Origin of the sequence: Aquipseudomonas ullengensis (assembly GCF_014174475.1) — a bacterium.
GTDB lineage: Bacteria > Pseudomonadota > Gammaproteobacteria > Pseudomonadales > Pseudomonadaceae > Aquipseudomonas > Aquipseudomonas ullengensis.
The window spans coordinates 188187-214022 of the sequence record NZ_JACJUD010000007.1; the positions used below are offsets into that span (position 1 = coordinate 188187).

At 64.6% G+C, this 25836-nt stretch carries 14 protein-coding genes; 5 read left to right on the plus strand and 9 right to left on the minus strand.

The window, feature by feature from the left end:
• Positions 1 to 27: 27 nt before the first annotated feature.
• The 9 genes from H3H51_RS19225 to H3H51_RS19265 all read right to left on the minus strand — a co-directional run bounded on the left by H3H51_RS19225 (position 28) and on the right by H3H51_RS19265 (position 17872).
• Positions 28 to 7281, minus strand: a complete 7254-nt coding sequence (locus tag H3H51_RS19225; RefSeq protein ID WP_328803687.1) for an Ig-like domain-containing protein — start codon at positions 7279 to 7281, stop codon at positions 28 to 30.
• Between the two features lie 95 nt (positions 7282 to 7376).
• Positions 7377 to 9473, minus strand: a complete 2097-nt coding sequence (locus H3H51_RS19230) for an HlyD family efflux transporter periplasmic adaptor subunit (RefSeq protein WP_183090687.1) — start codon at positions 9471 to 9473, stop codon at positions 7377 to 7379.
• Positions 9474 to 10793 carry an efflux RND transporter periplasmic adaptor subunit gene (locus H3H51_RS19235; protein WP_183090688.1) on the minus strand — a complete coding sequence of 440 codons (1320 nt, stop codon included), beginning with the start codon at positions 10791 to 10793 and terminating at the stop codon, positions 9474 to 9476.
• Positions 10790 to 11575, minus strand: coding sequence for an efflux RND transporter periplasmic adaptor subunit (locus H3H51_RS19240; RefSeq protein WP_183090689.1), 786 nt, complete (start codon positions 11573 to 11575; stop codon positions 10790 to 10792). The genes H3H51_RS19235 and H3H51_RS19240 overlap by 4 nt, the downstream gene beginning before the upstream one ends.
• A gap of 189 nt (positions 11576 to 11764) precedes the next feature.
• Positions 11765 to 12370 carry a hypothetical protein gene (locus tag H3H51_RS19245; RefSeq protein ID WP_183090690.1) on the minus strand — a complete coding sequence of 202 codons (606 nt, stop codon included), beginning with the start codon at positions 12368 to 12370 and terminating at the stop codon, positions 11765 to 11767.
• A 121-nt stretch (positions 12371 to 12491) separates the two neighbouring features.
• On the minus strand, positions 12492 to 13901 hold the full coding sequence (mapR, locus tag H3H51_RS19250) for a GntR family transcriptional regulator MpaR (protein WP_183090797.1): 1410 nt from the start codon (positions 13899 to 13901) through the stop codon (positions 12492 to 12494).
• Between the two features lie 64 nt (positions 13902 to 13965).
• Entirely contained in the window at positions 13966 to 15381 is a 1416-nt protein-coding gene (gene ccoG / locus H3H51_RS19255) for a cytochrome c oxidase accessory protein CcoG (RefSeq protein ID WP_183090691.1), read from the minus strand.
• Positions 15382 to 15529: 148 nt separating this feature from the next.
• Entirely contained in the window at positions 15530 to 16732 is a 1203-nt protein-coding gene (locus H3H51_RS19260) for an MFS transporter (protein ID WP_183090692.1), read from the minus strand.
• Between the two features lie 174 nt (positions 16733 to 16906).
• The gene (locus tag H3H51_RS19265) at positions 16907 to 17872 is read right to left on the minus strand and encodes an alpha/beta hydrolase (protein WP_235981433.1); all 966 of its coding nucleotides are present in this window, start codon (positions 17870 to 17872) and stop codon (positions 16907 to 16909) included.
• 401 nt (positions 17873 to 18273) lie between these two features.
• On the opposite strand from H3H51_RS19265, the gene H3H51_RS19270 reads away from it, so the two are divergent.
• The 5 genes from H3H51_RS19270 (at position 18274) to hppD (ending at position 25764) form a co-directional block, all read left to right on the plus strand.
• On the plus strand, positions 18274 to 19245 hold the full coding sequence (locus tag H3H51_RS19270) for an AraC family transcriptional regulator (RefSeq protein ID WP_183090694.1): 972 nt from the start codon (positions 18274 to 18276) through the stop codon (positions 19243 to 19245).
• 181 nt (positions 19246 to 19426) lie between these two features.
• Positions 19427 to 21094 carry a nitrite/sulfite reductase gene (locus H3H51_RS19275; protein ID WP_183090695.1) on the plus strand — a complete coding sequence of 556 codons (1668 nt, stop codon included), beginning with the start codon at positions 19427 to 19429 and terminating at the stop codon, positions 21092 to 21094.
• Positions 21091 to 21573, plus strand: coding sequence for a DUF934 domain-containing protein (locus H3H51_RS19280; RefSeq protein WP_183090696.1), 483 nt, complete (start codon positions 21091 to 21093; stop codon positions 21571 to 21573). The genes H3H51_RS19275 and H3H51_RS19280 overlap by 4 nt, the downstream gene beginning before the upstream one ends.
• 233 nt (positions 21574 to 21806) lie before the next feature.
• Positions 21807 to 24251: an EAL domain-containing protein gene (locus H3H51_RS19285; protein ID WP_235981430.1), complete on the plus strand. Its 2445-nt coding sequence runs from the start codon at positions 21807 to 21809 to the stop codon at positions 24249 to 24251.
• Between the two features lie 430 nt (positions 24252 to 24681).
• A complete protein-coding gene (gene hppD, locus H3H51_RS19290) occupies positions 24682 to 25764 on the plus strand; it encodes a 4-hydroxyphenylpyruvate dioxygenase (RefSeq protein ID WP_183090697.1) in 1083 nt (360 codons plus the stop codon).
• Positions 25765 to 25836 lie beyond the last annotated feature (72 nt).

The following is a 25836-nucleotide window of genomic DNA, read 5'->3' on the forward strand; positions in this document are numbered from 1 at the left end:
TCTTCTTTCTTAAATTTGTAGTTGTGCTCAGGCGTGTGCCTTGGCTATTTCAAATTGGCCCAGTGCCAGGGCGATTTCGTGTACCTGGCGTTGCTCGCTTTCGTGCAGCTCATGCAGTTGCTGGCCCAGCGTCGGTGCGCCAAAGGCACCGCTGCCCCCCCGGCCAGTCCCTTCACTGCTACCCCATTTCTTGCCGTCGAAAACCTCCAGCTGCTCCGACTCCTGCATGGGATCGCTGCCGAAAATGCTGGAGAGCGTACTGGAGCCAAAGACCCCGCCATCGCCGCCACCGAAACCGAGGAAGCCGGCGCCGGAGCCATCGCCACCGATATCACTGGAGCTGCTGGCGAACACCTGAGCGATAAAGCTCGGAGCCAGGGCGCCGTTTTTGATGAAGATATTGCCCAGGGTCGGAATGCCGCTGCCCAGGGTGGGAGCCTCGAACAAGGGTGGCGGGATGAGAGGCGATTCGGTCGACGCGGGTGGCGGCGAGGGCATTGCCGGCAGCGAGGGTGCCGAGGGTGGCGCCGCTGGCGGGCTCGGCGGATTGGCACGGAATTCAGGGTCGCCATTGTCGATTACCAGCGCCTGCACTGTATCGATGGCGTAGTTGTTGGAGTTGGTACTGCCGACACCGGCATTACCAGCGAGGTCGGTGTAGCCGGTGTTATCCAGGATGATGACGTTGCTGGCATCGTCCAGGTTGGCACTTGGGGTGAACGTGGCGGTCCAGGTGATGCCGCCGTCGCTGCTGGACAGGCCGCTGAGGCTGCCGTTGGCGACGGTGAAATCAGCACTGGTAAGGCCAGTGACTGCCTCGCTGAAGGTGATGGTCACTGTGCTGGTTTCGCCAGCAGCGAGGGCCGTGTTGGCGACCACGATGCTGGCGTTGGGGCGCAGCGAGTCGATGGCGTAGTTGTTGGAGTCGGTGTTGCCGACGCCGGCATTACCAGCGAGGTCGATGTAGCCGGTGTTGTCCAGGGTGATGACGTTGCTGGCATCGTTCAGGTTGGCACTCGGGGTGAAAGTGGCGGTCCAGGTGATACCGCCATCGTTGCTGGACAGGCCGCTGAGGCTGCCGTTGGCGACAGTGAAATCAGCACTGGTAAGGCCAGTGACTGCCTCGCTGAAGGTGATGGTCACCGTGCTGGTTTCGCCAGCGGCGAGGGCCGTGTCGGCGACCACGATACTGGCGTTGGGGCGCAGCGAGTCGATGGCGTAGTTGTTGGAATCGGTGCTGCCGCTGCCGGTGTTACCGGCATTGTCGGTGTAGCCGGTGTTGTCCAGGGTGATGACGTTGCTAGTGTCCTCGACACTAGCTGTCGGGATGAATGTGGCGGTCCAGGTGATACCGCCGTCGTTGCTGGACAGGCTGCTGAGGCTGCCGTTGGCGACGGTGAAATCAGCACTGGTAAGGCCAGTGACTGCCTCGCTGAAGGCGATGGTCACCGTGCTGGTTTCGCCAGCGGCGAGGGCCGTGTCGGCGACTACGATGCTGGCGCTGGGACGTAGCGTATCGACGGTGTAATTGTTGGAGTCGGTGCTGCCGACGCCGGCATTACCAGCGAGATCGGTGTAGCCGGCGTTGTTCAGCCTGATGAAGTTGGTGGCGTCCTGGACGCTGCTGCTCGGGGTGAGGGTGGCGGTCCAAGTGATGCCGCCGTCGCTGCTGGACAGGCCGCTGAGAGCACCATTGGCAACAGTGAAGTCTGCGCTGGTGAGGCCGGTGACCGCTTCGCTGAAGGTGATGGTGACCAGCGAGGTTTCGCCTGCTACCAGTGCAGTGTCGGCGACCACGATGCTGGCGTTGGGGCGCAGCGAGTCGATTGCATAGTTGTTGGAGTCGGTGCTACCGCTGCCGGTATTGCCGGCGTCGTCGGTGTAGCCGGTGTTGTCCAGGGTGATGAGGTTGGTCGCGTCATTGACGGCGGCGGTGGGGGTGAAGGTGGCGGTCCAGGTGATGTTGTCGCTGGTGGTGAGGTTGCTGAGAACACCATTGGCGACGATGAAATTTGCGGTGCTAAGGCCAGTGACCGCCTCGGTAAAGGTGATGGTCACCGTGCTGGTTTCGCCGATAGCGAGAGCGGCATCGTCGACCACGATGCTGGCGTTAGGGCGCAGGGTATCGACGGCGTAATTGTTGGAGTCTGTGCTTCCGCTGCCGGTGTTACCGGCGGCGTCGATGTAGCCGGCGTTGTTCAGCCTGATGAAGTTGGTGGCGTCCTGGAAGCTGGTAGTCGGGGTGAGAGTGGCGGTCCAGGTAATGCCGCCGTCGCCGGAGGAAAGGTCGCTGAGTACGCCATTGGCAACCGTGAAATCGGTGGTGGTGAGGCCGGACACCGCCTCGCTGAAAGTGATGGTCACCGTGCTGGTTTCGCCTACTCCCAGTGCGGTGTCGGCGACCACGATGCCTGCCGTGGGGCGCACGCCATCGATGACGATGGCATTGTTCGCGCCCAGAGACCCTGCTGCTCCAGGTGTCGGCAATGCGAGATTCGCGGTGATGAAGGTCCCGCTCTGGATAGTGTCGCCATTGGCGACGAGCGCGGAGACGCTGGCATAGTCCAGATCGAATGAGGTGTCGCCAGCCTGTACGGTGTAGCTGAAGTACAGCGTCGAGCTGCCACTGCCGCTGACGTAGCTGATTGTGCGGTCGGTCGTGCCGGTTTCCAGTATCAGCTGCAACGTGCCGGTACTGAGGAATACCGGTTCGCTGAATGTCACGCCTATCGTGATCGTGTCCCCGATGGCATAGGTACCATTCGGATCCGTGGCGGTCACCGAAGTCACGGTCGGGTTGAGCGGCGCGGTCAGGCTAACATCGTTGCCGGTGGCGCCAATGTAGCTGGTGGCCAGCACAGTGCCGTTGCCGCCTGCGGTCAGCGTAGCGCCTTCGCTGAGGCCGCTGAAGTTGCCTGTTACGGCGTCGGCCAGATCATTGACGATGATGGTGTAAGTGTCGCCCGGGCCCGGCGTGTAACCATGGGTCACGGCCAACGTAGCGCCACTCACATCGACAGAACCGTTCACGATCACCTGGTCATAGCCTGTACCGGCGGTGGCGCCGTTGATGTCGACCGCCAGCGTGCTGCCCGAAGCCATGTCCAGGTTGCCGTTGATGGTCATGCTGCCCGCGCCGCTATTGCCTGGAGCGAGGGTGCCACCGCTATTGACCGTGACGTTGCTGGCGATGCTGCCGCTGCCACCCAGGGTGGCGCCCGATGCCACCGTCGTGCTCGACGTGCCCGTCAGCGCGCCGTTGAGCAGCAAACTACCGGCGTCGATGCTGGTAGCGCCGGTGTAGCTGTCGGTTCCCGATAGCGTCAGCGCGGATGTGCCCGCCTTGGTCAGCCCGCCCGCACCGGTGATATTTCCCGAGAGCGTGGCATTGGCCGAGTTGGTGACGGTAGCCGTACCCCCGCTCAGCACGATGGCATTGTCGATGGTGGTGGCGCCGGTCACCGATAGCGTGCTGCCGGCCGCGAGCGTGACGGTACCGGCGCCCAGGTTGTCGTCGGAGGCGACGCTGAGCGTGCCGCCGCTCACGCCTATGGCGCCGCTGAAGGTGCTCGAGTTCGAGCCCGACAAGGTCAGCGTGCCGTTCCCGGTTTTGGTAAGCCCGCCGCTGCCGATGAGCGCGCCCGAGAACGTAGTGCTGGTGTTGTTGCCGCCTGCGCTGAGTGTGAACGCGCCAAGGCTTAAGCTGCCTGCGCCGGCCAGCGAACCGACCGTCTCGCTGCTGGCCAGCGCCACGGTGGCGCCGCTGGCCACGTTCAGTGCGCTGGTGTCGGCCAGCGCCGAGCCGCCGTTGAGTGTCAGTGTCCCCGCGCTCACCGTCGTGGTGCCGGAGTATGTGTTGGCGCCCGACAGCGTGAACGTGCCCGAGCCGGTCTTGGTAATGCCACTGGTATTGGTCGACGAGATCACACCCGAGAACGTGGTGCTGGCTTGGTTGCCGCCGGTGGTCAGCCCATAGGACAGTGACACATTGCCGGCCCCCAGCAGCGAGCCGATGGTTTCATTGCCGAGCGCGAGCGTGAGTGTCGCACCGCCGGCCACACTGACCGCGCTGCCATCGCCGATGGAACTGCCGCCTTGCAGCGTGAGCCCCCCGGCCGACACGATGACATTGCCGGTGTGCGTGTTGGTGCCGCTCAGGGTCAGTGTCGACGCGCCTGTCTTGGTCAGACTGCCTGACCCGCTGACAACGCCTGAGACCGTGACATTGGCCGATGTACTGATACTGGCCGCGCCGGACAAAACGACGGCATTGTCGATGGTGGTCGCGCCCGTCACCGCCAGTGTGCTGCCGCTCTCCAACGTCACCGCGCCACTGCCCAGATTATTGTCGCCAGCAGCGCTTAAAGTACCTGCGAGGACGGTGGTGCCTGCGTATGTATTGGTATTGGATAGCGTGAGTGTCGAGGCACCGGTCTTGCTCAGGGTGTAGGCGCCGCTGATCACGCCAGACAAGGTGGCGTTGGCGGAATTGCTAATGATGGCATCGCCACTCAGTGCAATAGCATTGTCGATGTTGGTCGCGCCAGTGATGTCCAGCGTGGCGCCTGATGCCAGCGTCACGCTGTCGCTGCCCAGATTGCTGTCACTGGCGACCGACAGGGTGCCGGCCGATACGGTAGTGGTGCCGCCGTAAGTGTTGGTACCGGAAAGCGTCAGGGTGCCGCTGCCTTGCTTGATCAGCGAGCCGGTACCGGCAATCACGCCGGAAACCGTGGTGGACGAGTTGTCGCCGCCTGCCGTGAGGGTGAAGGCGCCGAGGTTGATGGTGGCGTTGGCATTGTTGCTGAACAGGCTGCCGACGGTCTGGTTCGACAGCAGAGTGATCACGCTATTGCCATTGGCACGCAACTGGCTGCTGCTGGAAACCGAGGCATCGCCATTCAGTCGCAGCGAGCCAAAGTTCATCGCGATGGTGTTGCCGGTGTAGGTATTGGCCCCGGACAGGGTCAGTGCAAAGGTGGCTGCCCCGGCTTGGCTGACCGTCAGGCCACCGGTGCCGTTGATATCGCCCGAGAACGTGCTATCCGCCGTAATGTTGCTGGTCAGGGTATTGCTGCCCAGGTTGATGGTACCGACACCGGAAAGGTTACCCGTGCTCTCGCTGCTGGATAGCGAGAGGGTGGCGCCACTGGCCACGGAGACGCTGCTGCTGTCGCCGATAGCGCTGCCGCCGCTGGCGGTCAGCGTGCCTGCCGACAAGGTGGTGGCACCGCTGTAGCTGTTGCTGCCCGACAGGGTGAGCGTGCCCGCGCCAGTCTTGGTCAACCCACCCGCGCCGGTCAGCGCGGTGGCAATGGTGGCGGTGTCGCCCGTGCCATTGCTGGCGGTCAGGCTGAAGCCCGAGCCGATGGACAGCGTGCCACCGGACAGCGTGGAGCCGCTGGCCGCGTCGAGGTTCAACGTCAGGTTTTCGCCCAGCGAAGTGGCCGCCGACGTGGAGACGCTCTGGCCGGCCAGTGAGCCGGCGATCACGATGGTCTGACTGCCGGTGGCGTCGGCCGCAGCAATGGCCACAGCCTCGCTGAAACTCACGCCGTTGCTCGCGTCGATCGTGGCAGTGTCGGTGGTGTTGGTGACGTAGATAGTGTCGCTGGTTACCGTAACGATGGCAGTAGTGCTGCTGTTGCCGTCGCTGAGGGTGAAGCGCACAGTCGCGTCGCCGGCCGGCGTGTCGTTGCGGTAGTTGATGTGCCGCGCCACGTCGTTAACCAGCGCGGTCGTGGCAGTGGTGCCGCTACTGGTGTAGTTGACGCTCAGCACACCGCCGCTATTAGTGAAAGTGGCAAAGGTCAAACCGCCAGATTGCAACTGGTTACCACTGACCGTGAATAGCGCGCCGGAGGTGTTGAAACCGAAGGTGTCGGTGGTAATCGCCGTGCCGGAGCGTTGTACCGTCAGGTTGGCTCCGCTCCAATCGCCATTGCCGCTGTTGAGCGCGCCAAAGTCGGTGTCGGTCAGCGAGGCGTTGCCGCCAGAGTCGAGTGTCACTGTATTTCCGGCGCCGGCCCAGGCGACGCTGTCGCCGGCGAGGTTGCCTATGACGGGAGCAGCGTTGGGAATGACGGCTGCCTCGAAATCCAAATTGTCGATTTCGAAAGCCAGATTGTTGCCTGAGAAGGTAAAGCTGGTGATGTTCTGAAAGTCGGCGTTACCAGATAAGTCTAGGTGCACCAATGTGCCGACCGTACCGTTGATGGTAAAGGACTGTGGCGTCCCGCCTTGGGGGGTCAGTTGAATATTTGGGGAGCCGCCAAAGTCATACGCGAGAAAACTGATGCCCGCGAGTTTGAAGGCACTGCCGTCGGCCGCAGAGATAGTGACGCTCGACAAACCGCCTCTTCCATCCGGTTCTGCGTCCGAAAAGTCAAACATCAGGTTGTTGTTGATGGCTTGGCCACCTATGCCGCCATCCGCAATGGAGGTTTGGTAAGTGTTGGGACCTACCAGCACATAGCGAATGCCATCCACTACGAAGTTATTGCTCTCGATCACCGTGTTGGGGGTTTCATCGTCGTAGTCTTCATCTGCCGGCGCGGCGAACAATTCCTTGTAGCTGGCGAGTTCGAGCGATTTGGACTCGACCTGACCTACACGGCTCTCCAGCTGCCAATCACCGCCCTTGCTGGCCGCGCCTGTCGCATCGTCAGAGGCCGCTACATCGGCCTGAGTCAGGCGGGCCAGCTCGCTAAGCAGCGTCGCGCCTTGTTTGCCTTCGCCGGTATCACAGCCATAAATCAGGATGTCGCCATCGGCCGCCAGTGCCGCGCCAATGGCATTCAGTTGCTGGGCGTGCTGGCCGATGTTCTGGCTGTTCAGCCAGGTATTACCCAGCTCGACCGTGCCTTCCGCACCATGGCTCAGCAGGTGGATGGCATCGACGTCGGAGCGATTCTTCAGGTAATCGGCGATCTGTTGCAGGCCATCCTTGTTGCTGTCGAGCACCACGACTTCCGTACCGCTCGGGAGCCCGGCGATCAGTGCCTGGACATCCTGCAACTTGCCATCGACAAACACGATTTCCTGGCGCTGATCAGCCGTAGCCGACGGCGGCGTAGCGGCCGTGGCGTCATGGCTGTCATTGGCGTGGGAGTCGTTGGGCTGGTCGGTGGGTGCCTTGGCGGCATCCGGCTGTGCGGCGTCGGCTACGGTGGCGGCGACGGCGCCGTCGAACAGCATGCGTGGTTCGAGCGCGGCCGCAAGAGGCGCACGTTTGGCTGTGTATGGGCTTGCCTGGCGCTTGAACAGGTCCAGAAATTTCACAAGAACCTCCGTGTCGCTACTGCGGACTGGATCAAATTATTTGGGGAACTATCGGGGAAAGTGCCGGTCTCGCGCAACTTTCTTTGTCTGTCGGGTCAGAAACCGCTCTCGCGCACACCCAGTGCCGCCACCCGCCGCCAGACGAAACCCAGCACCGATTCACCTTTGCCATCCAGCACCACCCGGCCACGCAGCGGCTGGGCAGGGGCGGGCAGGCTGTCGAGCAGGCGCAGCTGGACGCCATATTGCGCCTGCACCGGTTCCGCTTCCTGTTGGGCGTTGCGGCGTACGGCAATCGGGCCGTGGTGGTCGGAGGTCAGCGCCTCCAGCTGGATATGCGCGGCACCGGTGGCATCCACTTCGTCCAGGCTCACCCGCGGCGCCGAGCGGGCAGGGTCGTCGGCGATAAAGCGACCTTCGGCACCCGGTTCGACGCGCCAGAGTTCCTCTTCCGGCAAATAACCACGCAGACGCAGGCCGGACTCGACCACACGAGCCAGCACGGTTTGCGGCGATAGCCAGCGGCCGGGTTGCAGCGCTGGCAGCAGGTCGCGTACCACGCCGGCAGCCGGGGCGCGCAGCTGCAGGCGCTCGCGTTGTGCCGCCAGGCCACGGTATTCGGCCACGGCCTCGGCCAGTTGCTGTTCGAGTACACCGACATCGGCAATGGTTTCACTGCGCCCGGCTTGGCGGCGTAGCTGCAGCTGCAGGGTGTTGATCTGGCTGCGCACGATGCTTTGGCGCGAGTCCAGGTCGGGGGACTCCAGCTCCAGCAGCAGGGCATTCTTGTCGACGGCCTGGCCATCCTGCACATGCAGTTGCTTGAGGCGCGCCGGCAGCGGTGCGTGCAGGGCGGTGCTGCGCGAGGCTTCGAGCAGCGCCGGCACCTCAACCGCGCTGCGCCAGGGCACCAGCAGCACGGCGAGCAGTACCAGCAAGCCGATGCCGAGGAGGAAGACTTTGCCGGGGTGTGCCTGGTCGCGGCGTTTGCTCCACTCCTGCATCTCGCGCCAGATCGGCAGGGCGATGAACCAGAGCAGTTCGACCAGCATCAGGAAGATGCCGAGCAGCTTGAAGAACATGTGGTAGACCGCCAGGGCGATGCCGAGGAACAGCGCCGCGCGCCACAGCCAGGAGCCGTATCCCCAGATCAGCAGCTTGCGCTGCATGCTGGGTGACCAGGGCTCCGGTGCTGGTTCGCCGTAGCCGAACAGGGCCTCGCGCAGGTGCCAGCGGCACAGGGCGAATCCGCGTCCCTGCAAGTTGTCGACGCCCCACAGGTCGCTGAGCAGGAAATAGCCATCGAAGCGCATGAACGGGTTGAGGTTGATCACCAGGGTGGTGATCCAGGTGGCGCTGGCCAGCATGAAGGCGGCCGTGCGTGCTGGCCCATCGGGTAACAGCGACCAGGCGAGCAGGGCGATACAGGCCAGCAGCAGTTCGGCCATCACACCGCCGGCACCGATCAGCAGGCGTGAACGTCGATCATTGACGCGCCAGGCGTCGCTGACGTCGGTGTAGAACATCGGCAGCATGACCATGAAGGCCAGCCCCATGCTCTGCACCCGGCAGCCGGCGCGCTTGGCCATGTAGGCATGGCCGAACTCGTGGCACAGCTTGGCGAAGGTCAGGGCAATACCGAACGATAGCGCGCCGCCCAGGCTGAACAGGTGCGGAAAGGTGGCGATGAAGCGTTCCCAGTCGCGCGCGGCGAGGAACACGCCAAGGCTCAGGAGCAGCGGCAGGCCGAAGCGCAGTAGGTTCGGGCCATAGCGGCGCAGCCAGGGCCAGGTGCGATCGAGAAAGGCATCCGGGCGCCACAGCGGAATACGGAAGAACAGGTACTGGTGCAGCAGGCTTTGCCACAGCCCATGGCGTTGTTGAGCAGCCTTGGGCGCATAGCTTTCGCGCTGCTCGGCATCCAGTGCGGCAATCAGGTCATTGCCGCGCAGAAAACGCAGCAGTTCTTCCAGTTCGGCGCCGCCAAGCGGCATGCCCGGCTCGCGATTGGCGGCCTCTAGCACGCGCTCTGCATCGCTCAGTTGCCAGTGGCGCAGCAGGCGCATCGCCGCTGCGCCCAGTTTGAAGTAGCGCCCGCGCAAGGGGTCGGCCAGGGTCCATTGCGGCGCGCCATCCAGGGCGGCAACGGCCGGGGAGAGCTGCAGGTCGGCGCGCAGCGCTGGCAGCTGCATTTACAGACCTACCGTCTGGCGCAGGGCTGCCAGCGGACGGCGTAATAGATAGAGGGCCAGCGGGCCGCGCTCACCGAACAGTTTTGCCGTGCCGCGCAGGCCGATGCGCGGCGGCGCTTCGCTGAATTCGGCGTCCAGGCGGTAGGCCAGTTGCCCGCTGGCGGTTTGCTGCGCCTCGTAGGCGCTGCGCTGCAGGTGTGCGGTGTGACGATGCAGCGGATCGCTGTCGAGGAACAGGGCGACTTCAGCCCCTGGCTTGAAGTCCAGGGCATCGCCGACTGCCAGCTCGATGCGCAGCTCGGCCTGATCCGGCGCGGCGATTTCCATCAGCCGCTCGCCGGTCTGTACCGGCTTGCCGATCCAGCGCTGGGCGTCGGCGAACACTGCGATGCCGTCGCGCTCGGCGCGTACCTCGGTACGGGCCAGCAACTGGCGGGCGTAATCACGCTCGGCGCGCTTCTGCTCGACGCGCGCTGCGAACAGGTCGATCCGTGCACTCGATTCGGCATCGCTGAAGGCGCGCTGTGAGTTGGCCTTGAGCTCGGCCTCGGCCACATTCAGGCTGCGCTCGGCGACATCGGCCTGGGCCTTGATGCTGGTGGCGTCGAAGCGCAGCAGCACATCACCCTTGCGCACTGTCTGGTTGGGCTTGACCAGGAACTCGGCGATTACCCCGTCCAACGGTGCGGCCACCACCTGGCCGCCCAGCGGCACTACTTCCGCTGGGGCCAGCACCGATTGGCGTACCGGCAGCAGAAGCAATAGAAGTGCGGCAGCGACTATTGCCGCGATCTTCTTGCGCGGCCAGCGCAAGCGCCAGGGTTTACCTGGTTGCAGGGCCAGCCAGGCATGGCTGTAGGCATCGCCGAGCTGACTGAGCAGGGCCTGCTCGGCCTCGCTCCAGGGCTGTTCGCGGGCAATCCACAGGCCACCGAAGGGTTGTTGCCGGCGATCGGTCAGCGGCAGCCAGAATGCCGTGCCGGCCGACAGGCTTTGCCAGTCGGCCTGGGCTTGCGCGTTGAGGCTGTCGGTAGCGACCACTTGGGCCTGGGCGGAGCGGCCCTGGGCCAACAACTGGCCGGCCGCATTTTCGACGAAGGCGACAAAGGGCGCATTCGGCTCGACCACGCTGATGCCGGTGAGGGCGCGTGCCTTGCCGGCGATCAGCAGGGCAGCATGGCGGTAGCCGAACAGCCCCTGGGCATCGTTGACCATGGCGTAGGCCAGGCTGTCGATATCCTTGGCGGCGCGGGCCTGCCGTTCGAGGGCGAGAAACTGGGCGAATACCCGTTCGGCCAGGCCCGGTACCTGCGCGGTCATGGCGCCTCCGCGAAGTGCGCGCTACCGCTCATGCCGGCTAGCAGGCCGTTCGTTTCGCTGGGCAGGCTGCCGATCAGCAGCAAGGTCTGGCTGCCTTCGTCGATACGCGCGCCGAGACGTTTGACTTCGACCTGCAGCGGCTGGCCGGTTTCGTCCGGGGTGAACTGGAAGTGCTCGCCGGGCTTGAGTCGGCCGAGCCAGCTCGACGGCACCAGCAGGTGCACTTCCAGGGTGCGGTTGTCGACGATCTCCAGCAGTGGCGTGCCGCCGGCCACGCTTTCATGGGGCTGTACCTTGCGCTGTACCACGCGGCCATTGAACGGCGCCGTGACGCTGCAGCGCTTGACCTGTACCTGGTAGACCTGGGCCTCGGCCTGTGCTTGCGCTTGTTTAGCCTCGGCCAGCGCCACTTCGAAACGGCCGACCGAGTTGAGTGCGGCCAGTTGTTTGTTATGGCTGAGCTCTTCGCGGGCGGCGCGCACGGCGGCTTGGGAGGCATTCAACTGAGCCTGGTAGGCACTGCAGTCGAAGCGCACCAGCACGTCGCCTTTCTTGAAGTCCTGGCCATCGGCGTAGGGCATTTCGACGATGCGCCCGGCCAGTTCGCTGGACAGCATGGCCTGGTCGCGGGCGCGCAGCACGCCACGAACGCTGCGTTCGGCTGGGGTGGAGATGCTGGTGGGGCTGTCGAGCAGTGGGTCGCTCGCGGGGTTGGTGGCTTGCGCACTTGCGGCGCAAAGCAGGCTGGCAGCCGCGCAGGCCCAGCTGACTGTTCGGTGCATCTGTGCACTCCGGCAACTTTTTATTGCGCGCAGTGTACGGAAGAAGCGTGAGCGCGCAAACGCCGCTCAGCGTTTGGCCAGCGCTCGCCCGGCGACGAAGGACAGCAGCACTGAACCGGTGGCGCAGATCAGGCTGGCGGCAAGTGCATAGCTGGGCAGGGCGGCTCTGAGGGTCAGGCTGCCGCTCTGTTATTGCGCAGCAGTGGGCTTGCCGCTGGACCATTGTTGCAGGGCCTTGACCCGCGTCTGGCTCTCGCTCAGCGGCTTGTTCAGGTCTGCTTCGTAGTCTTCCAGCCAGCTGCGCGAGCCGGCGATCATGCCGGCCAGGTCGCGCATGCCGTTTTTCAGCGCGGTGATGCTTTGCTGGTAGTTCTGTTCCTGGCCGATCAGCACGCTCGCCACTTGCTGGATGGTGGCGCGGTCGGGGCGGCTGGGTGCTGCAGCGGCCGGCGGGGTAGTGGTTGCCGGTGCTGGCGGGCTGCTTTGCGCCAGGGCGATCAGCGACTGCTGGTTTTTCAGTTGTTGCTGGAAGGCGGCGACTTGCTGCTCCACGGCCACCAGGCGTTTTTCCAGGGCGACGACGCTGGCCTCGCTCGCTACAGCCTCGGGCTTTTCAGGCTCGTCGCTACCACCGCTGAATACGGCGATGAGCACCACAACCAGCAGGAGCAACACCAGGCCGCCAGCCAGGCCGAAGATCAGCAGGCGGTTGAGTTTGGCGCTCTTTTCCAGCAGCTCGATGCGCTGTTGATCGCCCAGTATTTCGTTGACGCTGGTGGTGCTGTCATCGCTCATGGTGCTGCCCCTGTTGTGATTATTGTCGTGGTAGTGGCCTGAAGGATGTCATTGTGCCACTACTGTGACGTCGCCATGCCTGGCATGGACACAATAGGCGTTGCAGAGCGGTGTGTCCCTTTCAGAATGAGGCCAGGATTCGCCCCAACAGTTCCATCGCGCGCTCGCTTTGCTCATCCCACGGATGCCCGTGGTTTAGGCGTGCGCAATTGCGAAAACGGCGGGTGGCGGAAAAGATCGGCCCCGGTGCCAGGCTGATGCCCTGGGCCAGCGCCAGTTGGAACAGCTGCAGCGAGTCGACCTGTTCGGGGAATTCGAACCAGAGGAAGTAGCCGCCGCTGGGTCGGGTGACCCGTGTACCGGCAGGGAAGTGCCGCGCAGCGGAGGCGAGCATCGCGCCCTGCTGGGTTTCCAGGGCATGACGCAGGCGGCGCAGGTGACGGTCATAGCCGCCGTGCTGCAGGTAGTCGGCGATGGCTGCCTGAGCCGGCACCGAGGGTGAAATGGTGGTCATCAGTTTCAGCCGACTGATCTGCTCGGCATAGCGCCCGCCTGCCACCCAGCCAACCCGATAGCCCGGTGCCAGGCTCTTGGAAAACGAGCCGCAGTGCATCACCAGGCCGTCGCGGTCGAAGCTCTTCACCGGCTTGGGTGGCTGCGCGCCGTAGTACAGCTCGGCGTACACGTCGTCCTCGATCAGCGGCACCTGATGCTGATGCAGCAGCTCATACAGCGCGGCTTTCTTGCTGTCGCTCATGCTCGCGCCGAGCGGGTTCTGCAGGCTGCTCATGAACCAGCAGGCCTTGATCGGCAGGCTGGCCAGACGCTCGGTCAGCACGTCCAGGTCGATGCCTTCACGCGGGTTGACCGGGATTTCCACTGCCTTGAGCTTGAGGCGCTCCAACACCTGCAACGTGGCATAGAAGGCTGGTGCTTCGATGGCCACCAGGTCGCCGGGGCTGGTCACGGTCTGCAGGCACAGGTTCAGCGCTTCCAGGGCGCCATTGGTGATCACCAGTTCGTCCAGCGGCAGGCGCACGCCGGCAACCATGTAGCGCAGGGCGATCTGCCGACGCAAATCGGGGTTGCCAGCGGTCATGTCGGCGATCACTGCATGCGCCGGCATGTCGCGCAGGGCATGGGCCATGGAGCGCGCCAGGCGCTGCAGGGGGAACAGTTGCGGGCTGGGGAAGGCCGAGCCGAAGGGCACGGTGTGCGGGTCTTTCAGTGAGCCAAGTACGGAGAACACCAGCTCGCTGACGTCCACTTCGGTGGTTTGCGCCGCCTGTGCGCTGGTTTCCGGTTCGGCCAGCGAGTGCCGCGCCAGTTCGCGGACGAAGTAACCGGAGCGCGCCCGTGCCTGGATCAGACCGCGATCCTCCAGCAGGTAGTAAGCCTGGAATACGGTGGACGGGCTGACCCCGTAGGTGCGGCTGGCATGCCGCACCGAGGGCACCTTCTCGCCGGGGGCGAGCACGCCGGAGCGGATCAGCTCGGCAATCTGGTCGGCGAATTTCTCGTAGCGTTTCATCGTGTCCGTAGGGGCGGCCAGCAGATGGCCGCACTGTACGGGGAGTTTCGCGCCCATGCGACTGTCAGCGCCCACTCGGGGAGAGAAAGGTGCTCTGCGTCTGTGCCTGCTCGCTGGCATCGGCCAGGTTGCGCACCACGAAGCGCACTGGCAGGGCACTGGCGCTGGCCTGGTCGCCCAGCTGTACCACGGTCACCGGCACATCGAGGATCTCGCCCGGCGCCAGCAGCAGCTGCGCGGGAGCATCCAGGCGCAGGCCGGGGCTGTCGACCAGGGCCAGGGTGTAACGCTGCGCCTGCTGGGTCTTGTTGATCACCTTGAGGCGGTAAGTGTTCTCGATCTGCCCGGCAGCGTTTTCGCGGTACATGCTGCGGTCCTTGGCCGAGTCGATGGACAGCAGCGAGCGTGCGTCCAACGCCCAGACAAACGTACCGATCATCAGCACCAGGGCCACGCCATAGCCGACCAGACGTGGGCGCAGCAGGTGGGTCTTGCCGCCCTGCAGCTCGCGCTCGGAGTGGTAGCCAACCAGGCCTTTGGCGTAGCCCATCTTGTCCATGACCGTGTCGCAGGCGTCGATGCAGGCGCCGCAGCTGATGCAGTCGATTTGCAGGCCGTCGCGGATGTCGATGCCGGTCGGGCAGACCTGCACGCACATCAGGCAGTCGATGCAGTCGCCCAGGCCCTCGGCCTTGTGGTCGCTACCTTTCCTGCGCGGGCCGCGGCTTTCGCCGCGCTGGGCGTCGTAGGCGACCAGCAGGGTGTCCTGGTCGAACATCGCACTCTGGAAGCGCGAGTACGGGCACATGTGCACGCAGACTTTTTCGCGCAGCCAGCCGGCGTTGAGGTAGGTGGCGGCCATGAAGAACAGCACCCACACCAGCGTGCCGCCGTCGAGTTGCAGGCTGAACAGTTCCTGGGTCAGCTCGCGGATCGGTGTGAAGTAGCCGATGAAGGTCACCGCCGTGAGCAGGCTCACGCCCAGCCAGATGCTGTGCTTAGCGGTGCGCCGCGCCAGCTTGCCGAGCGACCAGGGCGCGGCGTCGAGCTTGATGCGCTGGTTGCGCTCGCCCTCGGTGACTTTTTCTGCCCACATGAACACCCAGGTCCACACGCTCTGCGGGCAGGTGTAGCCACACCAGACACGCCCGGCCACCACGGTGATGGCGAACAGACCGAACGCGGCGATGATCAGCAGCGCCGAAAGCAGGATGAAATCCTGCGGCCAGAAGGTCGCGCCGAAGATGTAGTAGCGGTGCTCGGCCAGGTTCCACAGCACGGCCTGACGACCGTCCCAGTCGAGCCAGGCGGTGCCGAAGAAGATCAGGAACAGCAGGCCGGCGCCATACAGGCGCAGGTTGCGGAAGCGGCCGCTGAAACTGCGGGTGTGAATCGGCCCGCCGGCCTGGGAAGGCGTCAGGCGGATGGGCTGGCGCGGATCTATGGTTTCGATGATCTGCGCGGGGATGCGTTCGCTCATGACGGGTGCCTCATCAAGCTTTTCAAGATGAGGCAATGGTCGACGGGTTAGTGATTACATAACAGATTCAGGTTGCTCAATAAAAAGCGGATCAGATGGTAGCTGGCAGTGTGTGGCTCACTTGGCATCCCGCAGGTTTTCGACCGTGTCAGGCCGCCGTACTTGGCTTCATGAGCGGCGCTGCATGCGCGGCCAGGAAGGCAAGAATGGCAGCCACGACCAGCAGGGCCGCGCTCAGCTCGAAGGTTGCGCGATAGCCGCTCAGGTCGAATACCAGCCCGCCAATGGTGGCGCCCAGGCCGATTGCCAGCTGAACGATCGCCACCATCAACCCACCGCCGGCTTCGGCATCGTCTGGCAGGGTTCGTGCCAGCCATGTCCACCAGCCCACGGGGGCTGCGGTCGCCACCAGGCCCCAGAAACCCAGGAGTACGGTGGTGGTCAGTGCCGAACTGCCAAAGGCAACCAGGGCGACGGCGATCACCGCCATCAGCATGGGAATAGCGATCAGCGTTCGGTACAGGTTCCACTGCAGGAACCGCTCGATCAGGAAGGTGCCGACGAAACCGGCCACACCCAATACCAGCAGCATCAACGAGAGCATGGAAACGCTGACCTCGGTGACCGTCTCCAGGAACGGGCGCAGGTAGGTGAACAGCATGAACTGGCCCATGAAAAACACGCTGACCGCGACCATGCCCAGGGCCACCGGCGCGCTGTTCATCAGCCTGAAGACATTGCTGCTCTTGTCGCGGCGTTCGTTGTTGATCGCCGGCAGGCTCAGCAGCAGCCAGACGGCGGCGAGCGCGGCGACCGGCACGATGCAGAAGAACGCCCCGCGCCAGCCGATCAGGGCGCCGACGAAGCTACCCAGCGGCGCTGCAATGACCGTGGCCAGGGCATTGCCACCGTTGACGATGGCCAGGGCCCGCGGCACCTGCTCGGCTGAAACCAGGCGCATGGCCGTGGCGGCCGATAGCGACCAGAAACCGCCAATCGCCACGCCGATCAGCGCGCGACCGACCATGAAAACCGAGTAATTCGGCGCGAACGCCACCACCGTGCCGGAGACCATCATCAGCAGGGTCAGCGACAGGAGCAGCAGCTTGCGTTCGACCCGCGCCGCCACCGCGGCGATAACCAGGCTGGTGAGCAAGGCGAACAGCCCGGACACGGCAATGCCCTGGCCGGCCTGGCCTTCGCTGATGTGCAGGTCTGCCGCAATGGGTGTCAGCAGGCTGACCGGCATGAACTCCGATGCCACCAGCGCAAAGGCGGCGAGTGACATGGCAAGCACGGCGCCCCACGACTGCCGGGTGCCTGGCGGGGCGGGGAGAGAGGGTACGGTCATGGAAAGGAATCCTGTGTTTCGTGAAGCGCACTCGACGTGGCGACATACTGCTCGTGAGTCCGGAGGGCGTGCTGGATGTGGTGCCGCGTACGGTTTGCGCTGGCCTGGGCGCGCCCGGCCAGCGGATATGAGTCTGGCCGGGCGCAGTTCAACCGCTGCCGGCCAGGCCGCGCCTTACTTGAGGCTCTTGGCGAAGAACTCCGTGATCGCATCGAAGGGGATTTTGTCCATGCGGTCGTAGAGGTCCACATGGTTGGCATCCTTGATGATCAGCAGTTCCTTGGGCTGCGCAGCGGCCTTGAACGCGTCTTCGCTGAAGTAGCGAGAGTGCGCATTCTCACCGGCGATAAGCAGAATCGGGCGCGGCGAAATCTCCGCGATGTGAGTCAGCAGCGGCAGGTTCATGAACGGCAGCGACATGGTGGCTGTCCACGAGCCGTTCGAGTTCGGCGCGTTCTTGTGGTAGCCGCGCGGGGTGCGGTAGTAGTCGAAGAACTCCTCGATGATTGGACCGTCGTTGCCGCTGAGCTTCTCCGGCAGGATGCGCGGGCCAGCTGCCTGGACGCCCTTCTGCGCATCATCCCAGCGCTGCTGGCTCAACTGGTTCAGGGTCTGCGCCCGCTGTGCCGGGGTCAGGCTGTCGTTCAGGCCCTTGGCCATGACGCGCGACATGTCGTACATGGCCGTGGTGACTACGGCCTTGATGCGGGTATCGACTGCTGCCGCGCTCAGGCCCATGCCGCCAAAACCGCAGATGCCGATGATGCCAATGCGGTTGCGATCCACGGACGGTTGCAGCCCGAGGAAGTCGACGGCGGCGCTGAAGTCTTCTGTGTTGATATCCGGCGAGGCCAGGTCGCGCGGCTCGCCGCTGCTTTCACCGGTATAGGACGGGTCGAACGCCAGCGTGACATAGCCGCGCTCGGCCATGGTCTGGGCGTAGAGGCCGGACGACTGTTCCTTCACCGCGCCGAACGGGCCACTGACCGCCAGTGCCGGCAGCGGCTGGCTGCCGTGTGCCTTGGGCAGGTACAGATCGGCCGCCAGGGTGAGGCCGTAGCGGTTCTTGAAGGTCACCTTCTGGTGCTCAACCTTGCTGCTTTTGGGGAAGGTTTTGTCCCACGTCTGGTTGAGGGTCATGGTTTTTACTCCTGTCGAACTGGGCTGCTCTTGGGCCAGGGCCGGTGACACGCTGGCGATGGTTGCAATCGCGGCGAAGATCGCGCGCTGGATCAACCTGAAGGGGGAATAGGCGTTGTCCATTGGATGCACTCCGGTGGTCATGTGGGTGGCTTGATCCGTGTTTGCGCGGCGGCGGGCGGAGAGGGTGCTGCGCTGTCAGGCAGCGTTTCACCGAAGGCGCGGTGAGCCGGGTTCGGGTTAGCCCGTGGCTGGATCAGGTTCGCGATACATTCTGCGTAGCTGCTCGCGCGGGCTGTAGGGCATTTCACTGGATTACTTGCCTGATCCGATGAGTTTGCAGGCTTTTGGTAGGAACAGCCGGTCGGGCGCGCTAGAGTTCTGCCACGAGGTAGGCAGACATGACGATCAAGCACGACACCCCCGCGCAGAGCGCATCGCTCCAGCTGGCACTGGCGCAGACCATCGCTGCACGCGTCACCCAGCCGGGTGATTGCGGCACGCCCATTGCCGGTCTCGGCTTCTTCCGGCGCGAGCACCCGGCGCCACCGGTTGTGTGCATGGTTGAGCCGAGCATCGTCCTGGTCGCCCAGGGTGAAAAGCGCCTGTGGGTCGGGGGAGAAGGCTACCCCTATGATCCCTCGCGTTTTCTCGTCACCTCGCTGGATCTGCCCGCCAACTCCGAGGTGCTGGTGGCAAGCCCGCAGCAGCCCTGCGTGGGGCTGACCCTGAAGCTCGACCTGCGCATGCTGGCAGAGCTGATCGCCCAGGGTGGCCTGCCGCCAAGCCGTGATCGGTCGGTGGGGGCGGGTGTGGGCATTGGCTCCGCGACAGCGCCGCTGTTGGCGGCATTCGAGCGGTTGCTGGCGTTGCTGGATGAGCCCGACGCCATCCCGGTGCTCGCGCCCCTGATCCAGCGCGAGATTCACTACCGCTTGCTGATGAGCGACCAGGCGGCTCGCCTGCGGCAGATCACCTCCGTCGACGGCCAGGGTTACCGGATCGCCAAGGCCATCGACTGGCTGAAGCTGAACTACGCCATGCCGTTGCGTGTCGAGGAGCTTGCCGCTCGCGTACAGATGAGTGCACCGACCTTTCATCACCACTTCCGCCAGCTCACCGCGATGAGCCCGCTGCAGTACCAGAAGTGGCTGCGCTTGAACGAAGCCAGGCGCTTGATGCTCAACGAGCACCTGGACGTATCCAGCGCCGCGTTCAAGGTCGGCTACGAAAGCCCCTCGCAGTTCAGTCGCGAATACAGCCGTCTGTTTGGCGTGCCACCCAAGCGCGACATGACGGCGTTGCGTGGGCGAGCAGCGGATACTGATGGGGCTGCGAGCAGCGTTTTGGCGCCAGCTGCACTGCCTGGCTAGAGGCTATGGGCGGGCGCTTCTTGCCGATGACAAACGTCAGGTCCAGCCAATGCCCGGGTAACCAGTCGGCGCATCTGCTCCGTATTTTTGCCGCCAATCTGGGTCTGTTCTGCTGGCGCGTCGCCACGTCATAGTCACCGCCACATGAGCCCGCATGGTGGGTGGCAGATGAGGTGGCGGGATGTATCAGTACGACCAATACGACCACGCGCTGGTGCGCGAGCGTGTCGCCCAGTTTCGCGACCAGGTACAGCGCCGCCTCGACGATGAACTGAGCGAGGAGGAATTCCTGCCGCTGCGCCTGCAGAACGGCCTGTACCTGCAGAAGCATGCCTACATGCTGCGCGTGGCGATTCCCTACGGCACCCTGTCGGCGACCCAGCTGCGCACCTTGGCGCGAATCGCCCGCGAGCATGACCGCGGCTATGGCCACCTCACCACGCGGCAGAACATCCAGTTCAACTGGATCACGCTGGCGCAGGTGCCGGATATCCTCGAGCAACTGGCAGCGGTGGAGATGCACGCCATCCAGACCTCCGGCAACTGCGTGCGCAACGTCACCACCGAAGCTTTCGCCGGGGTCGCCGCCGATGAGTTGCTCGACCCGCGCCCGCTGGCGGAAATCCTCCGGCAGTGGTCGACGGTCAACCCGGAATTCCTGTTCCTGCCACGTAAATTCAAGATCGCCCTGTGCGCCGCCGGCGAAGACCGCGCCGCCGTGCAGGTGCACGACATCGGTTTGCAGCTTTACCGCGATGCCGAGGGCGAGCTGCTGCTGCGCGTGCTGGTCGGCGGCGGCCTGGGGCGCACGCCAATCATCGGTGTGCAGATCCGCGACGGCCTGCCGTGGCGCCACTTGCTCAGCTACGTCGAGGCCATCCTGCGCGTCTACAACCGCCACGGTCGGCGCGACAACAAGTACAAGGCGCGGATCAAGATCCTGGTCAAGGCGCTGGGCATCGAGGCCTTCGCCCGCGAAGTGGAAGCGGAGTGGGGGCTGATCAAGGACGGCCCGGCCGAGCTCACCGTCGATGAGTACCAGCGCGTGGCCAGGCATTTCCGCCCGCCGGCCTACGCGCTGCTTGCCGACGGCCAGGCGCGCCCGGATGGCCTGCTGCACGATCCGGCGTTCGAGCGCTGGCTAACGCGCAACGTGCACCCGCACAAGGTGCCGGGCTACGCCAGCGTGGTGCTGTCGACCAAGCCGGGCGCGGCCCTGCCGCCGGGCGATGTCACCGCGGCGCAGATGGAGGCGGTCGCGGACTGGGCCGAGGCGTTCGGTTTCGGCGAAATCCGCGTTGCCCACGAGCAGAACCTGGTGCTGCCTGATGTGCGCCAGGCCGACCTGTACCGCCTCTGGCAGCTGGCCAGCGCGGCCGGTTTGGCGACGCCGAACATCGGCCTGCTCAGCGACATCATTGCCTGCCCAGGCGGCGACTACTGCTCGCTGGCCAACGCCAAGTCGATCCCCATCGCCCAGGGCATCCAGCAGCGTTTCGAAGACCTCGACTACCTGCACGACATCGGCGAACTGAGCCTGAATATCTCCGGCTGCATGAACGCCTGCGGTCACCACCACATCGGCAATATCGGCATCCTCGGCGTGGATAAGAACGGCAGCGAGTGGTACCAGATCACCCTCGGCGGCGCGCAAGGGCACGGCGCGGCGCTGGGCAAGGTGATCGGCCCGTCGTTTGGCGCCGACGAGGTGCCGGCGGTGATCGAGCGGATCATCGAGACCTACCTGCAGCAGCGCGGCGAGGGCGAGCCCTTCGCCGCCACCTGCGCGCGCATCGGCCTGGAGCCCTTCAAGCAGCGCGTCTACCGCGCCCAGGAGCAGTCGGCATGAACAACCTGATCCGCTTGCAGGGCGGCCAGGCGCAGCTCGTCGAGAACGATCCCTGGTACCTGCTGCGCGACGACGAGCCGGCACCGGCTGGCGCGGCGCTGATCCTGCCGCTGGCGCAGTGGCTGCAGCAGCGCGACCCGGCGCACGGCCTGTGGCTGGCGCCGGACGATGATGCGCAAAGCCTCGCCGAGCTGCTGCCGCACCTACCGCTGATCGCCGTGGACTTTCCCAGCTTTCGCGACGGCCGCGGTTACAGCCAGGCCTATGTGCTGCGCACGCGCCTGGGCTGGAGCGGCGAACTGCGCGCGGTGGGCGATGTGCTGCGCGACCAGCTCAGCCATATGCGTCAGTGCGGTTTCGATGCCTTCGCCGTGCGCGCCGACAAGTCGGTGGCGGACGCACTCAAGGGCCTGGCCGGCATGAGCGTGCTGTACGGGCGCTCGGTGATCGAGCCGCGGCCGCTGTTCCGCCGGCGCTGAGCGGCACTCGGCGGCCGTTCTGGCTGGCTGCCGGGGAGGCGGTCCGATCCCAGATTCCTGGCTATATAGCTGTCGGCCCAGAAAATTCCATCTATACCTGATTGGTACGCCAGTACCTTTTGGCAGGGAGGGCGACGGTGCGGTTCCCGTCGTGGGTGGCATGGCCGTAGTGTGTGCCGATGTCAGAACCCGTTCGCGACCACGCGAAGAGGTTCACAGGAGACAAGGGATCGATGAGTCAGGAGACCAGCGCCAGGTCGGCGCGCATGACTTCGCAGCTGTTGCGCCTGGTGTGGCCCTTCGCCCTGGTGATTTTGCTGCAGGTGCTGATGGCGGGCGGCAGCCTCTACGTGCTGTCGGCGGTGCGTGCCTATGTCGGCGGTGAGAGCCTGTGGTCCAAGGGCCTCAAGGACGCCATTCTCTACCTCGATCTGTATGCCCGCACGGGCAACCCCGAGTACCTCGATAACTACCAGCAGGCGCTCGCCGTGCCGCTGGGCGATCACGCTTTCCGGGTCATCCTGGATGGTGCCCAGCCGGATCTGGCCGCTGCCCGCGCCGCCATCCTGCAGGGGCGCAACCACCCCGACGATGTCGATGGGATGATCTGGCTGTTTCGCAATTTCCGTCATTTCAGCTACCTGGACCGGGCCATCGAGCAGTGGCAGGTGGGCGATCGCTACATCTTCGAGCTGAGCGAGCTGGCTGCGGAAATCCAGCAGGGTATCGGCCGTGGCCCGGTTCGGCTCGAACAGACCCTGGACTGGCAGGCGCGCATCGGCCAGATCAACCACGGTGCTACGCCCGCCGCCGAGGCCTTTTCCGGCATCCTCGGCGAAGCCTCGCGGGCGGTGATGCGCCTGTTGATTGTTGCCAACCTGGCGACCGCCATACTGCTGATCGGCCTGGCACTGCTGCGTACGCGCAATCTGCTGGCGCAACGCGAGCATGCCGACCAGGCGTTGCGGGAAGAGAAGCAGCGTGCGCAGCTGACCCTGGCCTCGATTGGCGACGCGGTGATCAGCCTGGAGCGCGATGGCTGCGTCGCGTACATGAACCCGGCGGCCGAGCGCCTGGCCAGTTGCCAGGCGGCCACGGCCTTGGGGCAGCCGTTTGAAACGCTGTTTTCGATTGTCGACGAGTACCCCAACGAGGCGGGTGAGTCGTCGGTGCGGCAGATCCTTGCTGGGCAGGAGATGCCGCCCGGTGACCATGCCAAGCTGATCGTGCGCCCGGATGGCAGCTCGGTGGCGGTCAATCTGGTGGGCACGCCGATCCTCACCGATGGCCGGGTCAGCGGGGCCGTGATGGTGCTGCACGACATGACGCGCGAACGCCAGTACGTGGCCAACCTGTCCTGGCAGGCCAGTCACGATGCCTTGACCGGCCTGGCCAACCGCCGCGAGTTCGAGTATCGCCTGGCCCAGTTGCTGGCCCGGCAGATGCGCCAGGTGGGCCGGCATGCACTGATGTTTCTCGATCTGGACCAGTTCAAGCTGGTCAACGACACCTGTGGCCACGCGGCCGGCGACGAGCTGCTGCGCGAGGTGTGCACGTCGCTGCAACACCACGTGCGCGAGGGTGACACCCTGGCCCGCCTGGGCGGTGACGAATTCGGCGTGATCCTGGAAAACTGCCCGGCCGAGGCGGCTGCGCGGGTCGCCGAGGCCTTGCGCAAGGCCGTGCAGGATGTGCGTTTCAACTGGGGTGGGCGTTCCTTCTCGATCAGCGTGAGTATCGGCCTGGTGCAGATTCCGCCTGGCCAGACCAGCCTGGCGGAGCTGCTGCGCACTGCTGACCTGGCCTGCTATTCGGCCAAGGAAAAGGGCCGCAATCGTGTGCATGCCTTCCAGCCGGACGACTCCGAGCTGTCCCTGCGGGTGGGTGAAATGAGCTGGGTGCAGCGCATTCATGCGGCGCTGGAGGAGGGGCGTTTCCGGCTCTATGCCCAGCGTATCGTGGCACTCCACGGGGGCGAAGGCGATCACCTGGAAATACTGCTGCGCCTGCACGACGAGACGGGCCAACTGGTCGGTCCCGGCACCTTCATTCCGGCTGCCGAGCGCTACGGCCTGATGCCGCTGATTGATCGCTGGGTAGTGCGCAACACCTTCCAGGCCCTGGCGCTGCACCTGCAGGACGAAGGGGCGCGGCCGCTCAGCTGCGCGATCAACCTGTCGGGTGCCAGCATCGGTGATTCCGCCTTCCTCGGCTTCCTGCGCGAGCAGTTCAGCAGTCAGGGCATACCGCCGCAGCTGATCTGTTTCGAGATCACCGAAACCGCCGCCATCGCCAACCTAGGCGATGCGACGCGCTTCATCAATGAGCTCAAGGTGCTCGGTTGCCGCTTCTCGCTGGACGACTTCGGCGCCGGCATGTCGTCGTTCATGTACCTCAAGCACCTGCCGGTGGATTTCCTCAAGATCGACGGCAGCTTCGTGCGCGACATGCTGGTCGACCCCATCGACCGGGCCATGGTCGAGGTGATCAATCACATCGGCCATGTGCTGGGCAAACTGACGGTGGCCGAATTCGTCGAGTCCGAGGCGATCCTCGCCGCGCTGCGCGAGATAGGCATCGACTACGCCCAGGGTTATGTCCTGGATGTGCCGAAACCGTTCGAGCTGTCTGCCGGAATTCCCAGCGCCGCGCCGCGTGTGCCGAACTCGGCAGGGTAGAGCGAACCGCTTTATGTAGGAGTCAGCTTGCTGGCGATGCCTTTCCACAGTGATGGGCTACGGATCGCCAGCAAGCTGGCTCCTACAAAGAGCGGGCTATTACGCCTTACGCCAGCTCGGCGATACAGCGCCAGTGCCGGCACGGCGTCAGCCAGCCAGAAGCCGGAGGTGTCGACTGGGTTACTGGCACGCTGGCGCACCACCTTGGCAATAAAACGTTACGCAGGTTGTGGGGTATCGGCCCGCTGACCGGCTATTTCCTTGCTGTAAGGGAAAGTTGCCAGCTGGCCTCGGCTGGGCGGGTCGGCAGGGCCTTGGGGTGGCTTGTTGCGCACTGCCGCGCAGGCTCAGATGAAGGCAGTTGAGCCGCAGGCACGCGCCTGTGGCAGCCATCCCACGCTAGCTATCCCTACAACAACGAGGAGGCGCAATGAACGCCGTGGCCAAGATCGAACAACACAACCCCATCGGTACCGACGGATTCGAGTTCGTCGAATTCACCGCCCCCACCGCTGAAGGCATCCAGCAGCTGCGCGCGCTGTTTACCGCCATGGGCTTCACCGAAACCGCCAAGCACCGCTCCAAGGAAGTCTGGCTGTTCCAGCAGCACGACATCAACATCGTGCTTAACGGCAGCCCAGCCGGGCATGTGCGCGCCTTCGGCGAGAAGCACGGGCCGAGTGCCTGTGCCATGGCCTTCCGGGTGAAGAACGCCGCCCAGGCCGCCGCCTACGTCGAATCCCAGGGCGCGACCCTGGTCGGCAGCCACGCCAACTTCGGCGAGCTGAACATCCCCTGCGTCGAAGGCATTGGCGGCTCCTTGCTGTACCTGGTCGACCGCTACGGCGACAAGAGCATCTACGACGTCGACTTCGAGTACATCGCAGGCCGCGGGCCGAACGACAACGCGGTCGGCCTGCAACTGATTGACCACCTGACGCACAACGTCAAACGTGGGCAGATGGATTTCTGGTCCGGCTTCTACGAGCGCATTGCCGGCTTTCGCGAGATCCGCTACTTCGACATCGAAGGCAAGCTCACCGGCCTGTTTTCCCGTGCGATGACCGCGCCCTGCGGCAAGATCCGCATCCCGATCAACGAGTCGGCCGACGACAAGTCGCAGATCGAGGAATTCATCCGCGAGTACCACGGCGAAGGCATCCAGCACATCGCCCTGTCCACCGACGACATCTACGAAACGGTGCGCCAGCTGCGCGCCAACGGCGTGGACTTCATGACCACGCCGGACACCTATTATGAAAAGGTCGACAGCCGCGTGGCCGGCCACGGCGAGCCCACTGCCACCTTGCGCGAGCTGAACATCCTGATCGATGGCGCGCCGGAAGACGACGGCATCCTGCTGCAGATCTTCACCAACACGGTGATCGGCCCGATCTTCTTCGAAATCATCCAGCGCAAGGGCAACCAGGGCTTCGGCGAGGGCAACTTCAAGGCTCTGTTCGAATCCATCGAAGAGGATCAGGTAAGGCGTGGCGTGATCTCCGAGGAGTAAGCACCGCATAACCCGTCAGGCTGAGTGAGTCGAACGCTTCATGGTGGGGGCAGTGCGGGGGGGCTTCTGGGG

Bases quoted from the DNA above. Each gene is read 5' to 3' on its own strand.
- H3H51_RS19265 (WP_235981433.1), bottom strand. From the start codon at position 17,872: ATGACCCTCAACCAGACGTGGGACAAAACCTTCCCCAAAAGCAGCAAG.
- H3H51_RS19280 (WP_183090696.1), top strand. From the start codon at position 21,091: ATGAACAACCTGATCCGCTTGCAGGGCGGCCAGGCGCAGCTCGTCGAG.
- H3H51_RS19230 (WP_183090687.1), bottom strand. From the start codon at position 9,473: ATGCAGCTGCCAGCGCTGCGCGCCGACCTGCAGCTCTCCCCGGCCGTT.
- mapR (WP_183090797.1), bottom strand. From the start codon at position 13,901: ATGAAACGCTACGAGAAATTCGCCGACCAGATTGCCGAGCTGATCCGC.
- H3H51_RS19275 (WP_183090695.1), top strand. From the start codon at position 19,427: ATGTATCAGTACGACCAATACGACCACGCGCTGGTGCGCGAGCGTGTC.
- H3H51_RS19240 (WP_183090689.1), bottom strand. From the start codon at position 11,575: ATGCACCGAACAGTCAGCTGGGCCTGCGCGGCTGCCAGCCTGCTTTGC.
- H3H51_RS19260 (WP_183090692.1), bottom strand. From the start codon at position 16,732: ATGACCGTACCCTCTCTCCCCGCCCCGCCAGGCACCCGGCAGTCGTGG.
- H3H51_RS19245 (WP_183090690.1), bottom strand. From the start codon at position 12,370: ATGAGCGATGACAGCACCACCAGCGTCAACGAAATACTGGGCGATCAA.
- H3H51_RS19285 (WP_235981430.1), top strand. From the start codon at position 21,807: ATGAGTCAGGAGACCAGCGCCAGGTCGGCGCGCATGACTTCGCAGCTG.
- H3H51_RS19270 (WP_183090694.1), top strand. From the start codon at position 18,274: ATGACGATCAAGCACGACACCCCCGCGCAGAGCGCATCGCTCCAGCTG.
- ccoG (WP_183090691.1), bottom strand. From the start codon at position 15,381: ATGAGCGAACGCATCCCCGCGCAGATCATCGAAACCATAGATCCGCGC.
- hppD (WP_183090697.1), top strand. From the start codon at position 24,682: ATGAACGCCGTGGCCAAGATCGAACAACACAACCCCATCGGTACCGAC.
- H3H51_RS19235 (WP_183090688.1), bottom strand. From the start codon at position 10,793: ATGACCGCGCAGGTACCGGGCCTGGCCGAACGGGTATTCGCCCAGTTT.